The following is a 19,765-nucleotide window of genomic DNA, read 5'->3' as shown; positions in this document are numbered from 1 at the left end:
AAATCCGTTTTTTTAGCGATTAAAGCGCATTATTGATTGAATCTTATGTATAAAAAAACTCGCAGCTTTTACACTACGAGTTTTTCCAATTCAACTAAGTTGAATATTAGTCAATAATTTCACTTACGACACCGGCACCAACAGTACGGCCACCTTCACGAACAGTAAATTTAAGACCCTTTTCAATAGCAACTGGTGAGATTAATTCAACAGTAAATGTTACGTTATCACCAGGCATAACCATTTCTACACCTTCTGGTAATTCGATAACACCTGTAACATCAGTTGTATGGAAGAAGAATTGTGGACGATAGTTTGAGAAGAATGGTGTATGACGACCACCTTCATCCTTGCTCAAGATATAAACTTCACCCTTGAAGTTTTTGTGAGTTTGGATTGAACCAGGTTTAGCTAAAACTTGGCCACGTTCGATGCTTTCGCGATCGATACCACGTAATAAAGCACCAACGTTATCGCCGGCTTGACCTTGATCCAATGTCTTACGGAACATTTCCAAACCAGTAACAGTTGTTTTAGCAACTTCTTCTTTAAGACCAACGATTTCAACTTCGTCACCGACAGTAACTTGGCCACGATCGATACGGCCTGAAGCAACAGTACCACGACCAGTGATCGTAAATACGTCTTCAACAGGCATCAAGAATGGTTTGTCTGTGTCACGTTCTGGAGTTGGGATATATTCGTCAACAGTAGCCATTAATTCTTCAACAGCTTTAACGTCGTCAGCATTGCCGTTCAATGCACCAAGTGCTGAACCGCGGATAACTGGAATATCGTCACCAGGGAAATCGTATTCTGATAATAATTCACGAACTTCCATTTCAACCAAGTCCGTTAATTCATCATCATCAACTAAATCTGTTTTGTTCAAGAAGACGATGATGTAATCAACACCGACTTGGTGAGCAAGCAAGATATGTTCACGAGTTTGTGGCATAGGACCATCAGTTGCAGCAACAACTAAGATGGCACCGTCCATTTGAGCAGCACCAGTGATCATGTTTTTAACGTAATCAGCATGTCCTGGGGCGTCAATATGTGCATAATGACGGTTTTCTGTTTCGTATTCAACGTGGGCTGTATTGATAGTGATACCACGTTCTCTTTCTTCTGGAGCAGCATCGATGTTTGCATAGTCTTGAGCTTCAGCCAAGCCTTTGTCTGCCAACATCTTTGTGATTGCTGCTGTTAAAGTTGTTTTACCATGATCAACATGTCCGATAGTACCGATGTTAACATGGGGTTTTGTTCTTTCGTAATGTGCTTTTTCTGCCATTAAACGAACCTCCTGTATTTTCGCAAGAAAAAATCAGCGTATAGCATTTCACTAATACTGATAATCCTTTACGTAATATTATAATACTTCAAGCGTTAAAATCAAAGTGTTTTTTTACGCTTAAAGAATTCAAAAATGATTATATCTGCTATGAGCGCGTTTGTAAACACTTAAGCCTTAAAAAAAGTATTATTTTACACATAAAATCGTTGTTTTCTAGCCCTAAAAGACTAGTTCTTCTGTTAATTCTTGCAATTTTTTTAGCCATTGAATCGTCTTTTCTGAAATCTGAACTGTTGGCTCAAACATAGACAGTCCTAACTGCTGAATCAGTGCCTGGCCCCATTCTTCAGGATTATCGATGACTGTTTCCTCGAAGGGATAAAGATAAGCAAACGTCATTTGACACTCCGCTAAGGCCGCTTCGAGGATGATGGGATCTTGTTGGGCTAAGATATTCTGAATTGTTTTTTGAATTAATTTTAAAATGGGCCGATTAGCCATCAATTCTAGCTCGCCGGGAACCACTTCTCGTACTTGTTCAAACCAATTAATCGTCACTGCTTTTGAATACCGCAGACGAACGAGCGTTTCTAAGACCGTCGTTTTTACAAATGGATGACTGTACGGATTCACCAAAATTGGTAACACACCCTGTAAATAATCAGCTAGTGGTAATAATTCTGCTTCATCAAGTCGTTGTTGTTGATCCTGGAAATCACCGGTTGTAAGGTTGTAAAGTCGTTCTTGCCGTTTCTTAATTGTCTGCTTTTCAGCCACCTGATAGGCTTTTTCAGCCGTTCTTAACGTCTCTTGTCCCTTTTGCTTGGTCTGCTGTTCAAACACGTCAGTCGCCTCTACAGTAGCCCACAATTCGTTGGCCGCGATGAAGTGTTGATTATCAATGAGTAGCGCATTATATAGCAACCTTAAATCGGGCTCATTGGTATAGAAGGCCTTCTTCTCAAATGCTAATTGTAAGGCGTGCCGATTATCGCCAGCAGCCACCAGTACGCTGACCAATAAAAGGTTTAATACCGTTGTCTGTTGTAGCTCGTAAGCAGCCTCTAAAGGGGCTATTGCCTCTGGCCATCGGCGCTGATTAAGCGCTACTTTGCCTAAACGGATCAAGTTTTCAAATTGATTCGGCAGTGCCGTCACTTCTCCCATAATGACCTCTCCTCTTTAAAAACACTAAATTAAAAGGGCCCCGATAAATAATCCTTTATCCGGCCCTTTTTTAAGTGTCATCACTTAATTAATCTTGTTTTTTCTCAACTACTGGTTTAGTGTCTTTCTTTTGACGACGGTGATTTTGGTTAATTTCCATAATTACCGGTAAAATAACTGGACGTCGTTTTGTTTGTTCGTATAAGTAATGACTTAAATTTTCACGAACGTCTTGTTTCAAATGGCTCCAGTCAAATTCTTTATTATCAAGATTGTTCTGAACAGCTTGTTTAATGATTTCTGAACTCTCTGCCATGAGATCCTTGCTTGTTTTAACGTAGACAAAACCTCTTGCCGTTACTTTTGGTTCAGCAATAATCTTCTTATTCTTCCGGTCGATTGTCACAACGGCGATAAAAATACCATCTTCTGACAATAATTTACGGTCGCGCAAGACAATGTTGCCGATATCGCCAATGCCACTACCATCAATCATCACATCAGTGGCATCAACTTGGCCCCCAACATGCATCTTACCATTGTCATAGGCGACAATATCACCCTTACCGACGATAAAGATATTCTTATAATCCATCCCGGTTTCATGGGCAATATCCGCATGCGCAGCCATTTGTCGGTATTCACCTTGAACCGGCATTAAGAATTGCGGATGAAGTAAATTCAACATTAATTGTAGATCATTTTTATTAGCATGACCTGAAGCGTGTAGATCATCACCGACAGCTTTGACCTCGCCACCTGCGCGATAAATCATATCTTTAGTCTTCGCTAAGATGGTTTCCATTGCATGTGAAGGAGATGTCGTCAAATAAACAAGATCTCCTTGTTCAATATGGATTAAGCGGTGATGGCTTGTTGCCATCTTTTGAAGGGCTTTGATTGGTTCACCCATCCGGCCTGTTTCAAGGATTACCGTTTCCTCAGGTGCTAATGTACTTAGCGCTTTAGGTTGCACTAAGATGTCTTCATCTGGCAAGGTTAACATTTCTAAGCGCATTGCTGTTCGCACAATTTTTTCCAAATCACGGCCTGTTAAAACGACCTTCCGGTTTGTTTTATAAGCGGCATCGATAACTTGTTGAATACGGAGGATATTTGAGGCCACTGAAGCCACGATAATCCGCCCGTTTTGATATTTAAATGTTTCTAAAATTGATTCGGCAATATCGCGTTCATTAGCCGTTTCAAAAGGTGATTCCGCATTAGCAGAGTCACTCAATAGGGCTAAGACGCCTTGTTGACCGATTTCAGTTAAACGGGCATAATCCGTTTGATACATTGGTAATGCTGATTGATCAAACTTGAAGTCCCCGGTATAAACAATTTGGCCTTCATCTGTTTTCACAACAATCCCTAACGAACCTGGAATGGTATGCGTTGTTTTGAAGAATGAAACTGTCGCTTGTTCAAAATCAATTGCTGTATTGGCATTAATCACGTGGAAATTATTGAAATGCCGTAATTTAGGTTCGCTGCTGACCGTAATCTTAGCGAGCGCAATTGTTAATTCAGAACCAAAGACAGGCACATCATGGCCTTTCAAGAAGTATGGCAAGGCGCCAATTGCATCAGCGTGACCGTGCGTTAGGAAAATCCCAGCGACACGTTCTGCATTTTCTTCCAAATAAGTCATATCTGGGATTACAATATCAATCCCTAATAATTCAGTTTCTGGGTATTTTAACCCACAATCTAAGATATAAATTTCGTCGTTAACTTCCACAACGTTTAAATTCTTACCGTTCTCGCGTACACCACCAAGTGGCATAATCTTAATATTACTCATTCTTTCACCTCTAAAATTGAAAGGGTTACTTTCAAACTATTATTTGTTTTTTTGAGTGTTACTTTCGTTTAAAACTCATCCGCTTTAAAGTCTAATACATATTTTATCACAATTTAAACAAACTAACAGCTTTTGATTACTAAAGGCCTTACATTTTCAAGTTCATCTTAAAAAAGCGCACAAAAAAAGCAAACAGCCAAAAAGACTGTTTGCTTTTAAAGGTTGAATTAACGACGTAAGCCAAGGCTCTTGATTAATTCACGGTAACGTTGGATATCGTTGTCACGTAAGTAACGTAAAAGGTTACGACGGTGACCGATTTTCTTCATTTGACCAACATATGAATGATGATCTTTCTTATGAACAGATAAATGTTCGTTTAATGAGTTGATTTCTGCAGTTAAGACAGCGATTTGTACTTCTGCTGAACCTGTATCGCCTTCGTGACGTGCATATTCATTGATGATTTCGTTTTTTCTTGCTTGTGAAATAGCCATTGCTAATTTCCACCCTTCAGTTATATTACCCGAAACAACGAATAGCGTCGGGTGAACGTCGCTAAACAGAGTAACGGGTTTGTGCTTTTAAAGCACTGTCTTAGTTTACTAAAAAATTATGCTGAAAGCAAGGCTAAGTTCAAATTCATTAAGCAGTCAAGTTTAAATACTTTACAAGTTTCTATTGCAATCCCCCACACTATTTTGGTATAATAACGTCTGTTGAAATTAAAAATCTTTTTTATAAAGATAGTGAAACCCATCGGAGGTGAACAACCATGCCACAAATTAAATCTGCTATGAAACGTGTGAAAACAATTGAAAAAGCAAACAACAGAAACGCTTCTCAATTAAGCACAATGCGTTCAGCAATCAAAAAGTTCAAAGCTGCTCAGGCTGCTGGTAACGAAGAAGCTGCAGACCTATTGAAAGCTGCTACACGCGCTATTGATATGGCCTCAACAAAAGGCTTAATCCATGCTAACAAAGCTGGCCGTGACAAGTCACGTTTAAACAAAATGATGGCTAAGTAATTCTAACCAATATTTTAATAGGCCCGACTAAGACGTTTTCGTTTTAGTCGGGCCTATTTTTTTGTGTTTTATGCCACTTTTTTAGCGGCAAATTGGAGCATGAACAATTCAAATAACAATTCAGGTTGTCCCTGTCCGGTTTTAATTTTAACTTCGATTTCTTCTAAACCTAAGTAAGCTTGCGCTAAAGTTTGCTTTGAAAAATGTTTAATCTGTTGCATCGCCAATTTAATTCGGTACGGATGAATTTTTAAAACACTGGCTAGATTACCCTGACTATACCCTTTTTCGAATAAAATTTTAACTTGCAATAGTAAGCGGAATTGACCGATCAGAATCGCGTTAATCTTGAGCGGCTCTTCTTTTTGGAGTAGTAATTCATGATACATCGTCAAAACGGGGCCCACTTTTTTCTGCAAAACAAGCGGTACTAATGAAAAGACGTTATCTTCAATACTGCTGCTGACCAATTCAGCGACCGCTGCTGTCGTAATTTGCTTAGTTTGTTGTGCGTACAGCATTAATTTCGGTAATTCTGCCATGATTTGGCTATAGTCACTATTGGTTTTACTAATCAATAAGGCTAACGCTTCACTTTCAATCTGCATCCCCTGTTGCTTCAACTCAGCGGTTACCAACTGTTGAACTTGGCGCTCATTCACTTTTTCAACAGAAACTAATGAAGCAACCTTTTTTAATTGCTTCACGATTTTTTTACGTTCATCTAACTTAGGGTACGGCGCAAATAGTACCACACTTGTTGTTGGTTGTGGCTTTTCAAGATAGGCTTGGAAACGAACTAAATCCTGATCGAGCTTGTTTTTAACCTTTTCACCCGTTAAAAAATAGGGATTTTGCATAAAGACAATTCGCCGCTCACCAAAAAAAGGGGCCGATTCGGCATCATCCAAAGCATTCGCCACATCGGTCGTTGCTAAATCATAGCTGGCAAAATTCATTGTTTGTTCTTCTTCTGGTAGGTAGTGTTTAAAGAGTTGACGCGCTTTTTCAATCAACGCTGACTCTTGCCCTAAAACCAGGTAAATCGGTGCTAATTGATTTTGTTGAAGCTCTTTTTGTAATTGTTCAATTGTCATTTTTCACTATCCTTTATTGTTGTTTGCAGTTTTTCGCTTTGACCGGGACCGTACGCCCAGGTCAACATCCCCTGCTGCGCCGTTAGCCAATAAGGCACTTTGGCCGCTTGCAAAGTCGTCAAAGTTTCCTGGTGCGGATGACCATAACGATTCTCTCTGCCGGTTGAGATTAATGCGCCTTTTAAGTGCAATTTTTTAATCACGGTGGGGTCACTAGCCGTTTTACTACCATGATGGCCAACTTTTAAATAATCGACGGTTAATTGTGGATACCGCTCGATAATTGCCCGTTCACCTTCTTGTTCTAGATCTCCTGTAAAAAGCCAGCTAGCCCCACCAATTTGTGCCTGTAAGACTAACGAATCACTATTTTCGCCTTTTCCCGGCTTAGTCGGTGCTAAGACGTTAAATTTTTGCGATCCCACTTTAAAAGCGGCCCCGGCTAAATAGGGTTCTATCTGAACCGTTGCTAAAAATGGTCGAATTTGTCTTTGAAATTGCCGATTTTGCGGTAATCCGGCAGCACAAATGATTCGATCAACACGAATTTGTTTTAAAATCTGGTTCAAATCACCAATATGATCGGCATCCTGATGAGAAAGTGCCACCGCATCAATGTGATCTACTCCTTGGCTATAGAGATAATTAACCGTTACTTTTTCCGCTCGTGAAACCTGCGCCCGCCGTTGCCAAGCTGCTTGCGGTAGCGCTAGGCGACCACCAGTATCGATTAAAAGCTGATGCCGGTTAAACGGCGTCTGAATCAACAGACTATCACCTTGACCAATATCAAACATGACCACCCGACCAGTCGGATTAAAATGAATCGCCAAAAAACTAGCCAGATACAAACTTACCAATGTGCGTTTCAGCCGTTTACGCCATTGATTACTAATTGCCTGGCCATCGATTAACAAGAGACTGACCGTCACAATCAATAGTAACGGTAATAATGGTATTTTACCAAACGTAATCATCGCATGGGGAATTTGAGCAACTAGTCCTAAGCCTTTGTAAATCAACTGTAACAGCCACTCACATCCGTTAACCACTAGATTGCTAACAGGTAACATCACACTCGCTACAATCACCAAACCTAGCACAATTGGCAGATAGATAGGCGTTACCAAGGCATTCATCATTATCGTCAGCACATGCCAGCGATAATTAAAGCGTAAGCAAACCGGCAAACTCAATAAACTTAGCCAGTAAGCAACTTTAAAAGTGCTACCCTCACCAATATAAATGAGCGCAAAGGCCATCAAATAACTTAAAATCCCGCCCATACTATGTAGCAAATAAGGCTGCCAGAATAAATTGACCAGTAATACTAAACTCCAACTATCTAACCTTGATTGCCGAATGCCCAACTGTTTGCAAAGTAACCGGGATAAAATAAGCGCAATCGCGCGACTAATGCTTGTCGTACCACCAACCAGTAAGGCATATACCGGCAATAGCCCAAATAACATACAGTTTAACCACTCACGCGGTATGCGGCAATAAGTCGCACACCACCGAATGACTTGCACTAAATAAAACACGTGCAACCCTGATAGACTTAAGAGATGAATAATCCCTAAGTGGCCCAAAACAACCTGGTAATGGTCAACTTGCGCTTCCCGCAAACCTAATAGTAACGTCTGCGCATGAAACCGTAGTGCTGTTGGTAACTTACGTAAATACAGTGCACACGTTTGGCGCCAATAATGTAGCCAATCCAAACCGCTACTAGGGCGTCTCAGCGCAAAAGTTGTTTTTTTGGCTAACGTCAGTTGGTAAAAGCAGCGCTTCTGTTGCGCTAAAAAACGGGCATAATCAAACTCATTTTGATTGGTAGCACCCTGTATACGTTTAAAATCTTTTTCCCCATAGAACAAAACGGGGTGTCGTACTTGCTGCCATCGCCGCTTCTCGGCGAACGTTTGGCAGCGATAATAAGCCTTAATAGTCTGACCATCTTGTTGGCCGATTGCCGTTAATTGGACACTATCGCCCGCTACTTGAATCGCATCGGGTTGCACTTTAAAGTACTGTGCTACCGGTTGTTGCGGTTGCGTCACACTATGATAGCTTATCCAAAAGCGGCCCCCGTAAACAAGGCATAAGCCGATCGTCATAATCGTTATCTGAGTTTGTCTGAGACTTATTAATTTGACAAAAGCCAATAATAATAAGCTCCAGGTTAACCAAGATTGCCCCCCAAGCATTAAGCTATTTAAACTGATTAAACAAATAACTGGATAAATCCAGTTGTTTTTCATTCAGTCGCTTGTTCGTTCTCCAAGAAATTAACGAGTGTGTGCGCATCATCAACTGATAAATTAACTTGATCAAGTTCAATCCCTGATTTTTCAATTAATTTTAGCGCGTAAGGATCATTATGATAATCTTTTTGGTAATGAATCTTACTGATACCCGCTTGAATAATTAGTTTTGTACATTGTAAACAAGGAAAATGCGTTACATAAATTTCAGCGCCTTCGGTTTGAACGCCAAATTTGGCACATTGCGTTAAAGCATTCATCTCAGCGTGAATGGTTCTGAGACAATGACCATCCCGCATTAAACAGCCAACGTCAATACAATGATCTTCGTGAGCCACCGAGCCGTTATAACCCCCGGCAATAATCCGCCGATTACGAATGACGAGCGCCCCCACAAATAGACGTGGACAGGTACTGCGCATCGATAATAAAACCGACTGTAACATAAAATACTGATTCCAAGGCATTCTCTTATTGGCCATCATCATGCTCCCTTTAATTGTTTCTTTCTAGTATAGCAAAAATACCACTTGATAAAACTAATTCACACAAATTTGTGATTGCAATTGTTCAAACGTCTTCGGACCAATCCCGCCGACTTTTTGTAGATCTTCAATCTGTTTAAATTTTCCTTGTTCATCACGATAAGCAATTATTTGTTCAGCTTTCTTGGGGCCAATGCCATTGAGGGTCTGAAGCTGCGTACTATCAGCCTGATTCAAATCGATTTTAGCAGTGTCACTCGTGCTCGATGCATTCGCACTTGTCCCAGTTGATGCCTGTTCTTGCGTACGCTCACTGGTCGTTGCGATTTGTTGTGGCGCTTGAATGAGTTCTTGATCAGTAACCACCTCTCCTTTTTTCGGAATATAAATAATCAGTTGATCGGTTAACTTTTGAGCTAAATTAAGCCGCTTGGTATCAGCCGCATCAGTCGGACCACCTGCATTTTTGAGCACCTCAAATAAGCGCGTTTCAGAGACTGTGATCGGATAAATTCCCGGGTAGACCACCGCACCTTTTATATCGACAAAACCGCCTTTTTTCTTGGTTGCCGCTTGGTGTGTCTTCTTAGTAGCGGGTTTTGTTTTAGACGCACTGGTTGCTAGCAGTTGCTCATTTTGCGTTACTTTTTGTTTTTGTTGCGATTGATGCCAATAAAAGCCACCCGCGATGATCCCCAATAGCACTAAGCAAGGCACCCACCAAAAACGCCGATATCGCTGCCAATAATCTTGCCACATCATCGTCACCTCCTTACTCTTATATACCCTTAAAGCACAAAAAAGTTTGCCGATTTTATCTTCGGCAAACTTTTTTAATGGTTTTTCAAATAAGTTAACGCATCATCTAAGGTTTTGACCGGTACGATCTTCATCTTAGTATGAATTTTTTTAGCGGCATTTTTAGCGATTGTATAATTATTTTGATAATCAGGATCAACCTTTAAAATTGCCTTTGTTACAGGATCATTCGGTGCAAAAAAGACCGTTGCGCCTTCTTGACTAGCGACCAGTACCTTTTTATCAATCCCACCAATAGCACCTACAGTACCATCAGCAGCCATTGTGCCGGTCCCCGCAATTGTACGACCCTTTTGGAGATTTTGCTTCGTTAATTGATTATAAACTTGCAACGTAAACATCAAGCCTGCAGATGGGCCCCCAATATCACCGGCATCAATTTTAACCGGGATATTGGTTTCGATTTTAGAATGATCTGTTAACGTAATCCCGAGGCCCGGATGATGCGTCCTTGGTAATTTAATCAAACGATGCGTTGCCGTTTGATGTTTTTGACCATGATCGTAACTAACCGTGACCTTTTGACCAACTTTCAAACCTTGGACATACTTTACAAAAGCATTGGCATTTTTAAATTGATGATGATCAATCGCGGTAATCGTATCACCGACTGCTAAATCATCTTTAAAAGTGGAGTTGCCTAACATCGACATCACATAAACGCCCAGATACTTCGTATGGTAGGCCTTATCAGCTTTTTTATAGGCGGCTTCAACGGCAGCGTTAATTGAACTATCCATATAGTACTTTTGAATCTGTTCGTAAGCTTCGGTATCTTCATTGCCCATCAATTCGTCACGACTTTCAATTTCCGTAAAAGGTTGCGTCTTGGACAATAATAATTGCAACGGTGTTACTGGACCTCTGACACCAACAGTTGTCAGCATAAAATGGCCTTTTTGATGATCATGTTTACCGTCGACCTTAACATATTGGCTGGTATTTTCTGCGGTCCCGGCACCTTCAATATAATAGCCAGTGGGCATTAAACAAACAACTGCAACAATGATTAAAACCACAATTACAATTAATCGTTTTGTCAGTTTCTTATTTTTTGGCATGCTAATCTCTTCCGTGTTTTAATTTTTCTTGAAGTGCAACTGCGACTGCTGGTGGCACTAATTGATCAACTTGACCACCAAAAGCAGCGATTTCCTTAACCATACTAGATGAAATAAACGAAAATTCTTGTTTTGCTAATAACAACACGGTTTCTAATTGTGCATCTTGCGTTTGATTGAGCGCTGCAATATCCCGTTCGTATTCGAAATCATTAGCATTCCGAATGCCCCGAATCAGATAGCGGGCCCCAACTGCTTGCGCAAAATTAGCGGTCAACGTTTTAGGTTGCGCTACCACACTCACATTGTCCAAATCGGCAATGACGGTTTCAATCAATGCGACTTTAGTGGGACCATCAAATAATGGCTTCTTCGCTGCGTTAGTCATGACTGCAATAATCACGCGGTCAAATAACCGACTTGCCCGTTCAACTGTATCTAGATGTCCTTTGGTAAAAGGATCAAAACTGCCTGGAAATAATGCGATTCTTTCAGTCATCCGACCACTTCCTTAACCGATAAATTCGAAAATTGCCACTTCAGTAATCCCATAGTTTTGTTGGCGTTTCAATGTATAATGTGGGATTTCTTCAGGGTACGTTAAACTCGTGTCTGTTTCACAAAGAATAATCGCCCCTGGTTTTAAGAGATCCATCTTCACAAATTGTTGTAATTCGACTAACATTTGTTGTTGTTTATAGGGTGGGTCTAACAAAATTAAGTCAAACTGTTCTTTTGCATCTGCTAGTTTTAACAGTGCTTTTTCAGCTGGCATCTTCCAGATTGTGAAACATTCAGGCATCTTTGTCACTGCTACGTTATCTTGAATCGTTTGAATTGCCGCGTATTGGCGATCAATTAAATAAGCATGGTCCATACCACGCGAAACAGCCTCAATCGCGAGGCCACCGCTACCAGCGTATAAATCAAGCGCTTGACCACCATCAAAAAATTGCCCCAGCATACTGAACATGGCTTCTTTCACTTTATCCGTTGTGGGTCTGGTCTTCATTCCGGGGACCGCCTTTAAGCGACGGCCACCAAATTCTCCTGCAATAATCCGCATCTCTTTACTCCTTTAATGCCGCTTTAGTAGCGGTCTCTTGATTCGCTAATTCGGCTAATGCGCCAAATTCCATATCGAGCATGGGGCGTTGCGAACGCGTTACTCGTTTAACATAGTGTAGTTTCTTTAATCGTTCGATAACCGCCGGTGCTTGGTCCGCATCAACGTATAAATAAACGTATTTCATTCGTTTAGACGTATAATACACAAGTCCGTAACGTCGCAATTGTTTGACTTGCCGTAATGAATACAGCCAAACAACAATGCCTTGTCGTTGCGTCATTTCTAATGCCATTTTATCAGTCCTTATCTTGTAATTTATTCACCAATCACAACCAAGGTATGACCCTCTGTACAGATAATTTGAATCCGCTGGTAGGCTTGGTCGTGAATTGCTCGGTAAAATGCTGGATTGGTCTGCCGTTCAAAAATGAGCTGTTGCACACTGACTGGCTGATCAAAATAAAAGAGCTGTTGTTTAGTTAGTTGATAATCTGCTAAAGCCTTCGCGGTAAAATCTGCTTCAGTTAATTTTTGTGGTAAGGCCGTTTGTCGTTGTTGTTTAGCACGCTTCAATCGTCGTTTTCCAGAATCAGTTAACAACGTCTTAGGTGCCTCTTCCAGCGTCTTTAGAAATAGTTGATCAGCTTCCAGTAATACGTCGCTCCGTAACTCAGGTAGCTTGGCGTTGAGCCGTATCGTCTGACAATACTGTAATAATGCCAATTGCCGCTCATCATCAACTTGTTGTGATTGACCTGTTGCGACTTCTGGCACCGGTACTGGCGTCATTGAGGTTACTGGATATAAGTTCGATTGCAACAAGCAATTGGCATTTAAATAAACCACCGTCGCCACGCCACCTTTTTGCATTACCAAAATCGCATAGGTTTTATTCTTAAATGCAATCAGTGGTCGCTGCCGTTGTTGCGTTTCGTTCAACTCAATTTGAAATTTTTGTTCATGTAAATTAAGCTCATAATTGGCTGGAATCGTCGTAATCTGAGTAATTGCCTTTAACGACTGCCCAAATTCAAACGGCTTAATCGCGTTATCTTGACCAATCACCACTAATTGTTGCGTTGTCCCTGTTTGATCGTCAATCGTTGCTTCAACATAATGCCGGCTATTTAATTGAAATAACCATCGGCTCTGCAGGCCATCTTCTACCGACTGTTTAACAGGTTGCCCATATTGCGCTACCAATTTCGTCGCAGGTTGATTAATAAACTTCGCCGGACCCTGCGTCTTTAATAACGGGTTTTGCGGATGCGTCAATTTTGTATGCCGTTTAACCCGGCTCTGCGTTGAATCAGCTGTTGGCTGAGCATGATGCATAACGGGCCATGCATATAATAAGACTAACCATGCCCCCAATGCGATTAAAAAACGCCCCAAATTTTTCATTTGTGAGTCCTCACGATTGTTTCATTTTAAGCGCCTTTTTTTCCTGAGCACTGACGTTCAAGACTAAGCCCAGGCCTGTCGCTAACACTAGCATGCTTGACCCCCCATAACTAATGAAGGGTAAGGTCACCCCGGTAATTGGTAGCAGGCCTAACAGACCACCAATATTAAACAAACTTTGGACGAAAATAATCGTGCCTATCCCATAACAAATTAAGGCATTATAGGTTTGACGCGCTCTAATTCCGATGGTAAAAATTCTAAAAATCAGTAAAAAGAGTAGCCCTAAAATAAAAAGGGCCCCTATAACGCCGAGTTCTTCAGTTGTAATCGATAAAATAAAATCGGTATAAGGTTCAGGCAAATAGCCTCGTTTTTGAATACTATTACCAAGCCCCATACCAAACCAACCACCGTTATTAATCGCATAATAGGAATTAACGAGTTGACTCCCACCCATATTTTCGAGTTTGAATGGTTCTAAAAAGGCTAGAATTCGGTTGAACCGATAATTGACCCCGGTCGTTAAATTCAAGCGACTCAATCCGGCAATCGCCGCAGTAATAACAGCTAAGGTTGCACTGATGATTGAAATCCCCCACCAAAAAGAGATGCCACTGGCAAATAGTAATACCAATAAAATAATCCCTAGAATTGCCGCACCACCAGTATCAGGTTGTACCAATACAAAGGCGATAATGACGGCCACCAAAATCACGGGTGCGGAAAACAACTTAACATTGTCACGCCAATGCTCCGACAGATTCTTTTCACGTTTGGATAACATGTTAGCCAAGTATAAAACAATTAATAACTTAGCAAATTCTGCTGGTTGAATGCTAAAGGGTCCTAGATTAATCCAAGCAGTTGCCCCATTAATCGCAGCGTCCGGTCTAATCCGACTTAACACCAATAGGTAAAAGAGCGCCAATAAAATGACGACTGTCACACCAATTAAAAACTTAGGTTTCCTTAATAGATTTAACTTTAAAAAGAAGGAAAATAGTAATAATCCAAAGCCAAGGCCGATATAAATTAATTGCTTAGTAAAATAAGCATCCGGCTTAGCACCATGAATCGACATTAAATCCGAACTCGCTGAATAGACCATCAAGGCCCCAATCGCACATAAAATAACGTACGGAATTAATAACCAATAATCTAAATACTGCGCTTTATCTCGAAGCTTATGCCACACACTTACACCTAATTTCTATGAACTTCATTCTGAGCTTGCGTTTGATAAATCTCTAAATAAAGTTGATTAATACGCGTTTCAAGTTCATTTACTAATTGCGATCCTTCTTGGTCACTAATTAACCGAACTCTTTTGGCAAAATCAACTTCTTTTGTAAAACCAAACAGTTGTGTATCAATAATTTCTTCAATGATGGGACATTGACTTAAACAAAGCGCGTCGAATTGCTTCGTCAATAACGCTTCAATTTTAGCTGCGTCTGATTTTAAAGTCATATACCCGATTGTTTCTTGTTTAATCATCATTTAACGCCCACTTAAACTGTTATAGTAATGCACACTCTGCAGGTTATTATACCATATCTGACACTAAAAAAAGGTAGCCTAAAGTGTCTTAGGCTACCTTTTAATATAGTTTTAAGCTTATTATCCGCGTTTACGCTTCTTGTCAGCTTTAGTACGCATACCTGTGTCAAGAATCTTCTTACGTAAACGAACAGAAGTTGGTGTTACTTCACAGTATTCATCATCGTTTAAGAATTCAATTGATTCTTCAAGTGACATTTCTTTAGGTGTCTTGATAGCAGCTGAGTGATCTTTACCAGAAGCACGAGTATTCGTTAAGTTTTTACCCTTAGTAACGTTTACGGCGATATCTGTATCACGGCTGTTTTGACCAACGATCATCCCTTCATAAACATCAACGCCAGCGCCGATGAATAATTGGCCACGATCTTCAACTGATTGTAAACTATAAGTTGTTGATGAACCAGCATTGATTGAAACTAATGCACCGTTACGACGGCCTGGTTCCCAGTTTTTAATCACTGGCATGTATTTTTCGAAGGTGTGGTTCATAATCCCGTATCCACCAGTCATCGTTAAGAATTCTGTTGAATAACCGATTAAACCACGTGAAGGTGCTAAGAAAGTCATCCGTGTTTGGTTATTAGCATCACTTTCCATGTTTTGCATTTCACCCTTACGTTGGGCCATTGAATCGATTACTGAGCCTGTATATTGGTCAGGTGTATCGATTTGAACCATTTCAAAAGGTTCGCAAGTAACGCCGTCAATATCACGATAGATAACTTCTGGACGTGATAATTGTAATTCGAAGCCTTCACGACGCATTTCTTCAACCAAGATTGAAAGATGCAATTCACCACGACCTGAAACAATCCAAGCACCGGCTTTATCTGTATCTTCAACACGAAGTGAAACGTCAGTGTGTAATTGATGACGTAAACGTTCTTCAATCTTACGACCAGTAACGAAATCACCTTCACGACCAACAAATGGTGAATCATTAGCAGCAAATGTCATTTGTAAAGTTGGTTCGTCAATCCGTAAAATTGGTAATGCTTCTTGATGGTCAACTGGTGTGACAGTTTCACCAACGTAGATATCTTCCATACCTGAAACAGCGATTAAATCGCCAGCTTTAGCTTCTTGGATTTCAACACGGTCTAAACCGATGAAACCAAAAATCTTCGTAACCCGGAAGTTCTTAGCAGAACCGTCAAGTTTAAGAACAGAAACTTGATCACCGATTTTGATTGTCCCACGAGAAACGCGGCCAATACCGATACGACCAACATAGTCGTTATAATCTAACATAGCCACTTGGAATTGAAGTGGTTCGTCACTATTATCAACTGGTGCTGGGATTGTATCTAAGATTGTGTCAAAGATAGGAACCATTGTGTGAGCTTGTGTGTCTAAGTCTGATTCAAGACTTGATGTCCCGTTGATAGCACTTGCGTACACAACTGGGAATTCAAGTTGATCTTCGTCAGCACCAAGTTCGATGAATAATTCAAGCACTTCATCAACCACTTCTTCAGGACGTGAGCCTGGGCGGTCAATTTTGTTGATAACAACGATTGGTGTTAAATGTTGGTCTAAAGCTTTTTTCAAAACAAAACGTGTTTGTGGCATTGTACCTTCAAAAGCATCAACGACTAATAATACACCGTCAACCATCTTCATGATACGTTCAACTTCACCACCGAAATCGGCATGTCCTGGTGTATCCAAGATGTTGATTTGTTTGCCGTTATATTTAACAGCAGTATTCTTTGAAAGAATTGTGATCCCACGTTCTTTTTCGATATCATTTGTATCCATTGCACGGTCAGAAATTTCTGCATGGCCATCCAATGTATCTGATTGTTTTAACATTTCGTTAACTAAGGTTGTTTTACCATGATCAACGTGGGCGATAATTGCGATATTGCGAATGTCTTCTCTTTTTTTCAAGTGTTTCAGCTTCCTCTCGCTAGTGACTTAACTAGTGTTGTTTGTCTCATGTATACAAGCTATTATTTTACCATAATAAACAGGGCTATGCTTCTTATATTAGCGATTTTTTGAAAATACGCAAGACTTTTTCATGAAAATCTAATTATTCGGCCGTTTTTGAATGGGCCATAATGGCGATAATTTCTTGCATCGCTTGCTTTGGTGCAATAATCATCCCTTCTTTGGCAACCATTGAAATTGGTTGACCATCGAAATTTAAAATCTGAAAACCAAGTGTCTCGGCTAAAACGCGTCCCGCAGCAATATCCCATGGTGCTAACTTTGAAATATAAGCTTGCGCATTCCCTCTTAACAATTGCGCAAAGGTAATGCCGGCACTGCCATAAATACGCACACCTGAACTTTGAACGAAGACCTGTTGTAATTGTCGTTCATTCGTCACCAACATGCGTGTATTAACGCAGATTAAGCCTTCTGATAGCGGTTGATCCGCTGCCTGTTCTAAGGCTTGTTCATTGCGGAAAATTCCTAATTGCGGACCACCCCAGAAAAGTTGATCAGCCATCACATCGTAAATAATCCCGAATAAGGCTTGTCCATCTTCGTAGACCCCAATCATAATCGCAAAATTTTCCTGTTGCTTAACAAAATTCATTGTGCCATCAATTGGATCAACGAAAAAAGTTAGACCGTTATGCCAATCGCCAGCACCGACATTGGCCCCTTCTTCTCCGACTAATTGCGCCATTGGATATTCCGCTTTGATTTGTTCTGCGAAAAAGGCTTGGTTCGCGCAGTCGACGTTGGTCACTAAATCATTACGACTTGATTTAGTCATAATTTCTAAAGGTTGTGTCATCTTTTTGCGTGTTTCAGCGGCTGCTTCAAGTACCCACTTTTGTAATGAACGACTTAATTGATATAGCGCCTCTTGTTCCATCTTTTTTCATCTACTTTCAATTATTAGTCGTCATCTTAATTTGTGCCCGGCCACTCTTTTGAGCAGTTTGCATACAACGGTAGATTGAATAACCAGAAGCTTCCGTAAAAGCTTTATCAAGTTGTTTTTCAATCATCTTGCTTCGAACGACTTGTTTAAAATCACGGTAGGCCGCGTTTAAATCTTCAACTTTAGCGCCAAATTCATAAGCTTGTTCAACAAGATTATATAAATGCATGACTTGAACCACTTCTTCTGGTGTCCAATCTGATTCTAAAGGATAGCTATAGTTAGTTTGCATAAGTACTCCTAAATTTAAGTCAATTTAAGCAAAATTGACGTTTTTAATATCAATCATTATAGCGCATTTTTTTAGGAACTGTCGAATCGTTTTAGCAAGTGTATACAAAAAGGGCCGTCACAATTCATGACGAACCCTTCAGTGTTAGATGTGAATTGGTAGGCCTAATGCTAATTCAGCATCATCCATAATTGCTTCACTCAATGTTGGATGTGGGTGAATTGTTAAGGCTAAATCTTCCGCATTCATCCCTGATTCAATTGCTAAGGTTAATTCTGAGATCAAGTCGCTAGCACCAACGCCTGCTACTTGTGCACCAAGCAACGTATTATCGTCAGTATTCGTTACTAAGCGTACAAAACCGTCAGTTTCAGCCAACGACAACGCACGACCGTTAGCAGCAAATGGGAATTTAAAACCTTTGGCGTTATAGCCTTTTTCTTTTGCTTCAGCAACCGTTAAACCAGTGGTTGCCAATTCTGGATCAGTATAACAAACCGCTGGCATCGCTTTGTAGTCCACAATCACTTTTTTACCAGCGATTGCTTCGGCAGCAATTTTAGCTTCATAACTGGCCTTATGAGCCAACGCAGCACCGGAAACAATATCACCAATAGCATAGATGCCTTTGATATTAGTTTGACCTTGTTGATCAACTTCGATTAAACCACGATCAGCCATCTTGATACCAGCTTGTTCCAAGCCCATATCATCAGTATTAGGACGACGACCAACAGTTACCATGACATAATCGGCAACCAATTGTTCTTCCTTGCCGCCAACTTCGTATTTAACAGTCACGTTTTGATCTGTTTCGATTGATTCTTTAGCCATAGCACCGGTAATCACATCGACACCCTTAGTCTTGAAGTTCTTCGTTACAAGTTGCACCATGTCTTTTTCGAAGTTTGGCAAAATTGAATCCGTTCCTTCAAGAATGGTGACGTGGGCACCCAAGTTAGCGTAAGCACCTGCTAATTCAGAACCGATGTAACCCCCGCCAATCACAACTAATTCCTTAGGCACTTCCGTTAAGTTTAAACCACCAGTTGAATCAATCACGCGTTTGTTGAACTTGAAGCCCTTAATTTCAATTGGGCGACTACCAGTTGCGATGATTAAGTTCTTGAAACTATAAGTTTGTGCACTTTCTTCTTTAATGACCCGTAAGCTATGTTCATCAACTAAAAAGGCAGAACCGTCTAAGACATCAATTTTGTGTTTTTTAAACAACATTGAAATGCCGCCCGTTAATTTTTCGACAACTTGGTGTTGTTTCCAGTCTTGCGTCTTTGCAAAATCAAGCGTTGCACCCGTTGTTGAAACACCGAAAACTTCGGAATTCTTAGCTTCTTGCAAACGATGACCTGCAGAGATTAACGCTTTAGAAGGGATACAGCCGACGTTCAAACAAATCCCACCGATATTTTCACGTTCAATAACCGTTACTTTTTGACCCATTTCAGCTGCTCGAATGGCAGCAACGTAGCCCCCAGGTCCAGAACCAATAACGACAGTTTCTAATTCAATTGCAAAATCACCTACAACCATTTTTA

General features: G+C 40.6%; 20 protein-coding genes. 1 reads left to right on the top strand and 19 read right to left on the bottom strand.

Annotation, left to right across the window (positions count from 1 at the left end):
• Positions 1-106: 106 nt before the first annotated feature.
• The 4 genes from tuf to rpsO all read right to left on the bottom strand — a co-directional run bounded on the left by tuf (position 107) and on the right by rpsO (position 4,771).
• Positions 107-1,297, bottom strand: a complete 1,191-nt coding sequence (gene tuf, locus NDN60_RS00660; RefSeq protein ID WP_056946674.1) for an elongation factor Tu — start codon at positions 1,295-1,297, stop codon at positions 107-109.
• Positions 1,298-1,519: 222 nt separating this feature from the next.
• A complete protein-coding gene (locus NDN60_RS00655; RefSeq protein ID WP_056946677.1) occupies positions 1,520-2,467 on the bottom strand; it encodes a hypothetical protein in 948 nt (315 codons plus the stop codon).
• Between the two features lie 88 nt (positions 2,468-2,555).
• The gene (locus NDN60_RS00650) at positions 2,556-4,274 is read right to left on the bottom strand and encodes a ribonuclease J (protein ID WP_056946680.1); all 1,719 of its coding nucleotides are present in this window, start codon (positions 4,272-4,274) and stop codon (positions 2,556-2,558) included.
• Positions 4,275-4,501: 227 nt separating this feature from the next.
• Positions 4,502-4,771, bottom strand: coding sequence for a 30S ribosomal protein S15 (rpsO, locus tag NDN60_RS00645; RefSeq protein ID WP_011374766.1), 270 nt, complete (start codon positions 4,769-4,771; stop codon positions 4,502-4,504).
• A 278-nt stretch (positions 4,772-5,049) separates the two neighbouring features.
• On the opposite strand from rpsO, the gene rpsT reads away from it, so the two are divergent.
• Positions 5,050-5,304 carry a 30S ribosomal protein S20 gene (gene rpsT / locus NDN60_RS00640; protein WP_011374767.1) on the top strand — a complete coding sequence of 85 codons (255 nt, stop codon included), beginning with the start codon at positions 5,050-5,052 and terminating at the stop codon, positions 5,302-5,304.
• 68 nt (positions 5,305-5,372) lie between these two features.
• Here rpsT and holA read toward each other — a convergent pair whose 3' ends face one another.
• From holA to lpdA, 15 genes are all read right to left on the bottom strand, one after another.
• Positions 5,373-6,401, bottom strand: coding sequence for a DNA polymerase III subunit delta (gene holA / locus NDN60_RS00635; RefSeq protein WP_011374768.1), 1,029 nt, complete (start codon positions 6,399-6,401; stop codon positions 5,373-5,375).
• Entirely contained in the window at positions 6,398-8,665 is a 2,268-nt protein-coding gene (locus tag NDN60_RS00630) for a DNA internalization-related competence protein ComEC/Rec2 (protein WP_099947352.1), read from the bottom strand. The genes holA and NDN60_RS00630 overlap by 4 nt, the downstream gene beginning before the upstream one ends.
• Positions 8,662-9,150, bottom strand: coding sequence for a ComE operon protein 2 (locus NDN60_RS00625; protein WP_011374770.1), 489 nt, complete (start codon positions 9,148-9,150; stop codon positions 8,662-8,664). The genes NDN60_RS00630 and NDN60_RS00625 overlap by 4 nt, the downstream gene beginning before the upstream one ends.
• A 57-nt stretch (positions 9,151-9,207) precedes the next feature.
• Positions 9,208-9,915, bottom strand: coding sequence for a helix-hairpin-helix domain-containing protein (locus NDN60_RS00620; protein ID WP_231952379.1), 708 nt, complete (start codon positions 9,913-9,915; stop codon positions 9,208-9,210).
• 71 nt (positions 9,916-9,986) lie between these two features.
• Complete coding sequence (locus NDN60_RS00615; protein WP_056946687.1) at positions 9,987-11,033, bottom strand: SepM family pheromone-processing serine protease; 1,047 nt, start codon at positions 11,031-11,033, stop codon at positions 9,987-9,989.
• 1 nt (position 11,034) lies between these two features.
• Positions 11,035-11,532 (bottom strand): pantetheine-phosphate adenylyltransferase, encoded by a 498-nt coding sequence (gene coaD, locus NDN60_RS00610; protein WP_011374773.1) that lies wholly within the window; start codon positions 11,530-11,532, stop codon positions 11,035-11,037.
• Between the two features lie 12 nt (positions 11,533-11,544).
• A complete protein-coding gene (gene rsmD, locus NDN60_RS00605; RefSeq protein WP_011374774.1) occupies positions 11,545-12,099 on the bottom strand; it encodes a 16S rRNA (guanine(966)-N(2))-methyltransferase RsmD in 555 nt (184 codons plus the stop codon).
• Between the two features lie 4 nt (positions 12,100-12,103).
• Positions 12,104-12,394: a YlbG family protein gene (locus tag NDN60_RS00600; RefSeq protein WP_011374775.1), complete on the bottom strand. Its 291-nt coding sequence runs from the start codon at positions 12,392-12,394 to the stop codon at positions 12,104-12,106.
• A gap of 23 nt (positions 12,395-12,417) precedes the next feature.
• Positions 12,418-13,506, bottom strand: coding sequence for a CAP-associated domain-containing protein (locus NDN60_RS00595; RefSeq protein ID WP_011374776.1), 1,089 nt, complete (start codon positions 13,504-13,506; stop codon positions 12,418-12,420).
• Positions 13,507-13,516: 10 nt separating this feature from the next.
• A complete protein-coding gene (locus tag NDN60_RS00590; protein ID WP_011374777.1) occupies positions 13,517-14,704 on the bottom strand; it encodes an FtsW/RodA/SpoVE family cell cycle protein in 1,188 nt (395 codons plus the stop codon).
• Positions 14,705-14,712: 8 nt separating this feature from the next.
• Positions 14,713-15,009 carry a YlaN family protein gene (locus NDN60_RS00585; protein WP_011374778.1) on the bottom strand — a complete coding sequence of 99 codons (297 nt, stop codon included), beginning with the start codon at positions 15,007-15,009 and terminating at the stop codon, positions 14,713-14,715.
• A gap of 120 nt (positions 15,010-15,129) precedes the next feature.
• The gene (gene typA, locus NDN60_RS00580; RefSeq protein ID WP_011374779.1) at positions 15,130-16,965 is read right to left on the bottom strand and encodes a translational GTPase TypA; all 1,836 of its coding nucleotides are present in this window, start codon (positions 16,963-16,965) and stop codon (positions 15,130-15,132) included.
• 145 nt (positions 16,966-17,110) lie between these two features.
• Positions 17,111-17,908 (bottom strand): inositol monophosphatase family protein, encoded by a 798-nt coding sequence (locus tag NDN60_RS00575; protein WP_011374780.1) that lies wholly within the window; start codon positions 17,906-17,908, stop codon positions 17,111-17,113.
• Between the two features lie 16 nt (positions 17,909-17,924).
• Complete coding sequence (locus NDN60_RS00570) at positions 17,925-18,209, bottom strand: UPF0223 family protein (RefSeq protein WP_011374781.1); 285 nt, start codon at positions 18,207-18,209, stop codon at positions 17,925-17,927.
• Positions 18,210-18,353: 144 nt separating this feature from the next.
• On the bottom strand, positions 18,354-19,760 hold the full coding sequence (gene lpdA, locus NDN60_RS00565) for a dihydrolipoyl dehydrogenase (RefSeq protein WP_011374782.1): 1,407 nt from the start codon (positions 19,758-19,760) through the stop codon (positions 18,354-18,356).
• Positions 19,761-19,765 lie beyond the last annotated feature (5 nt).

It is taken from the genome of Latilactobacillus sp. (assembly GCF_033176295.1).
Classification (GTDB): Bacteria; Bacillota; Bacilli; order Lactobacillales; family Lactobacillaceae; genus Latilactobacillus; species Latilactobacillus sakei.
The sequence above is the reverse complement of the archived record's forward strand: the minus strand, read 5'-3'. Positions and strand labels throughout refer to the sequence as shown.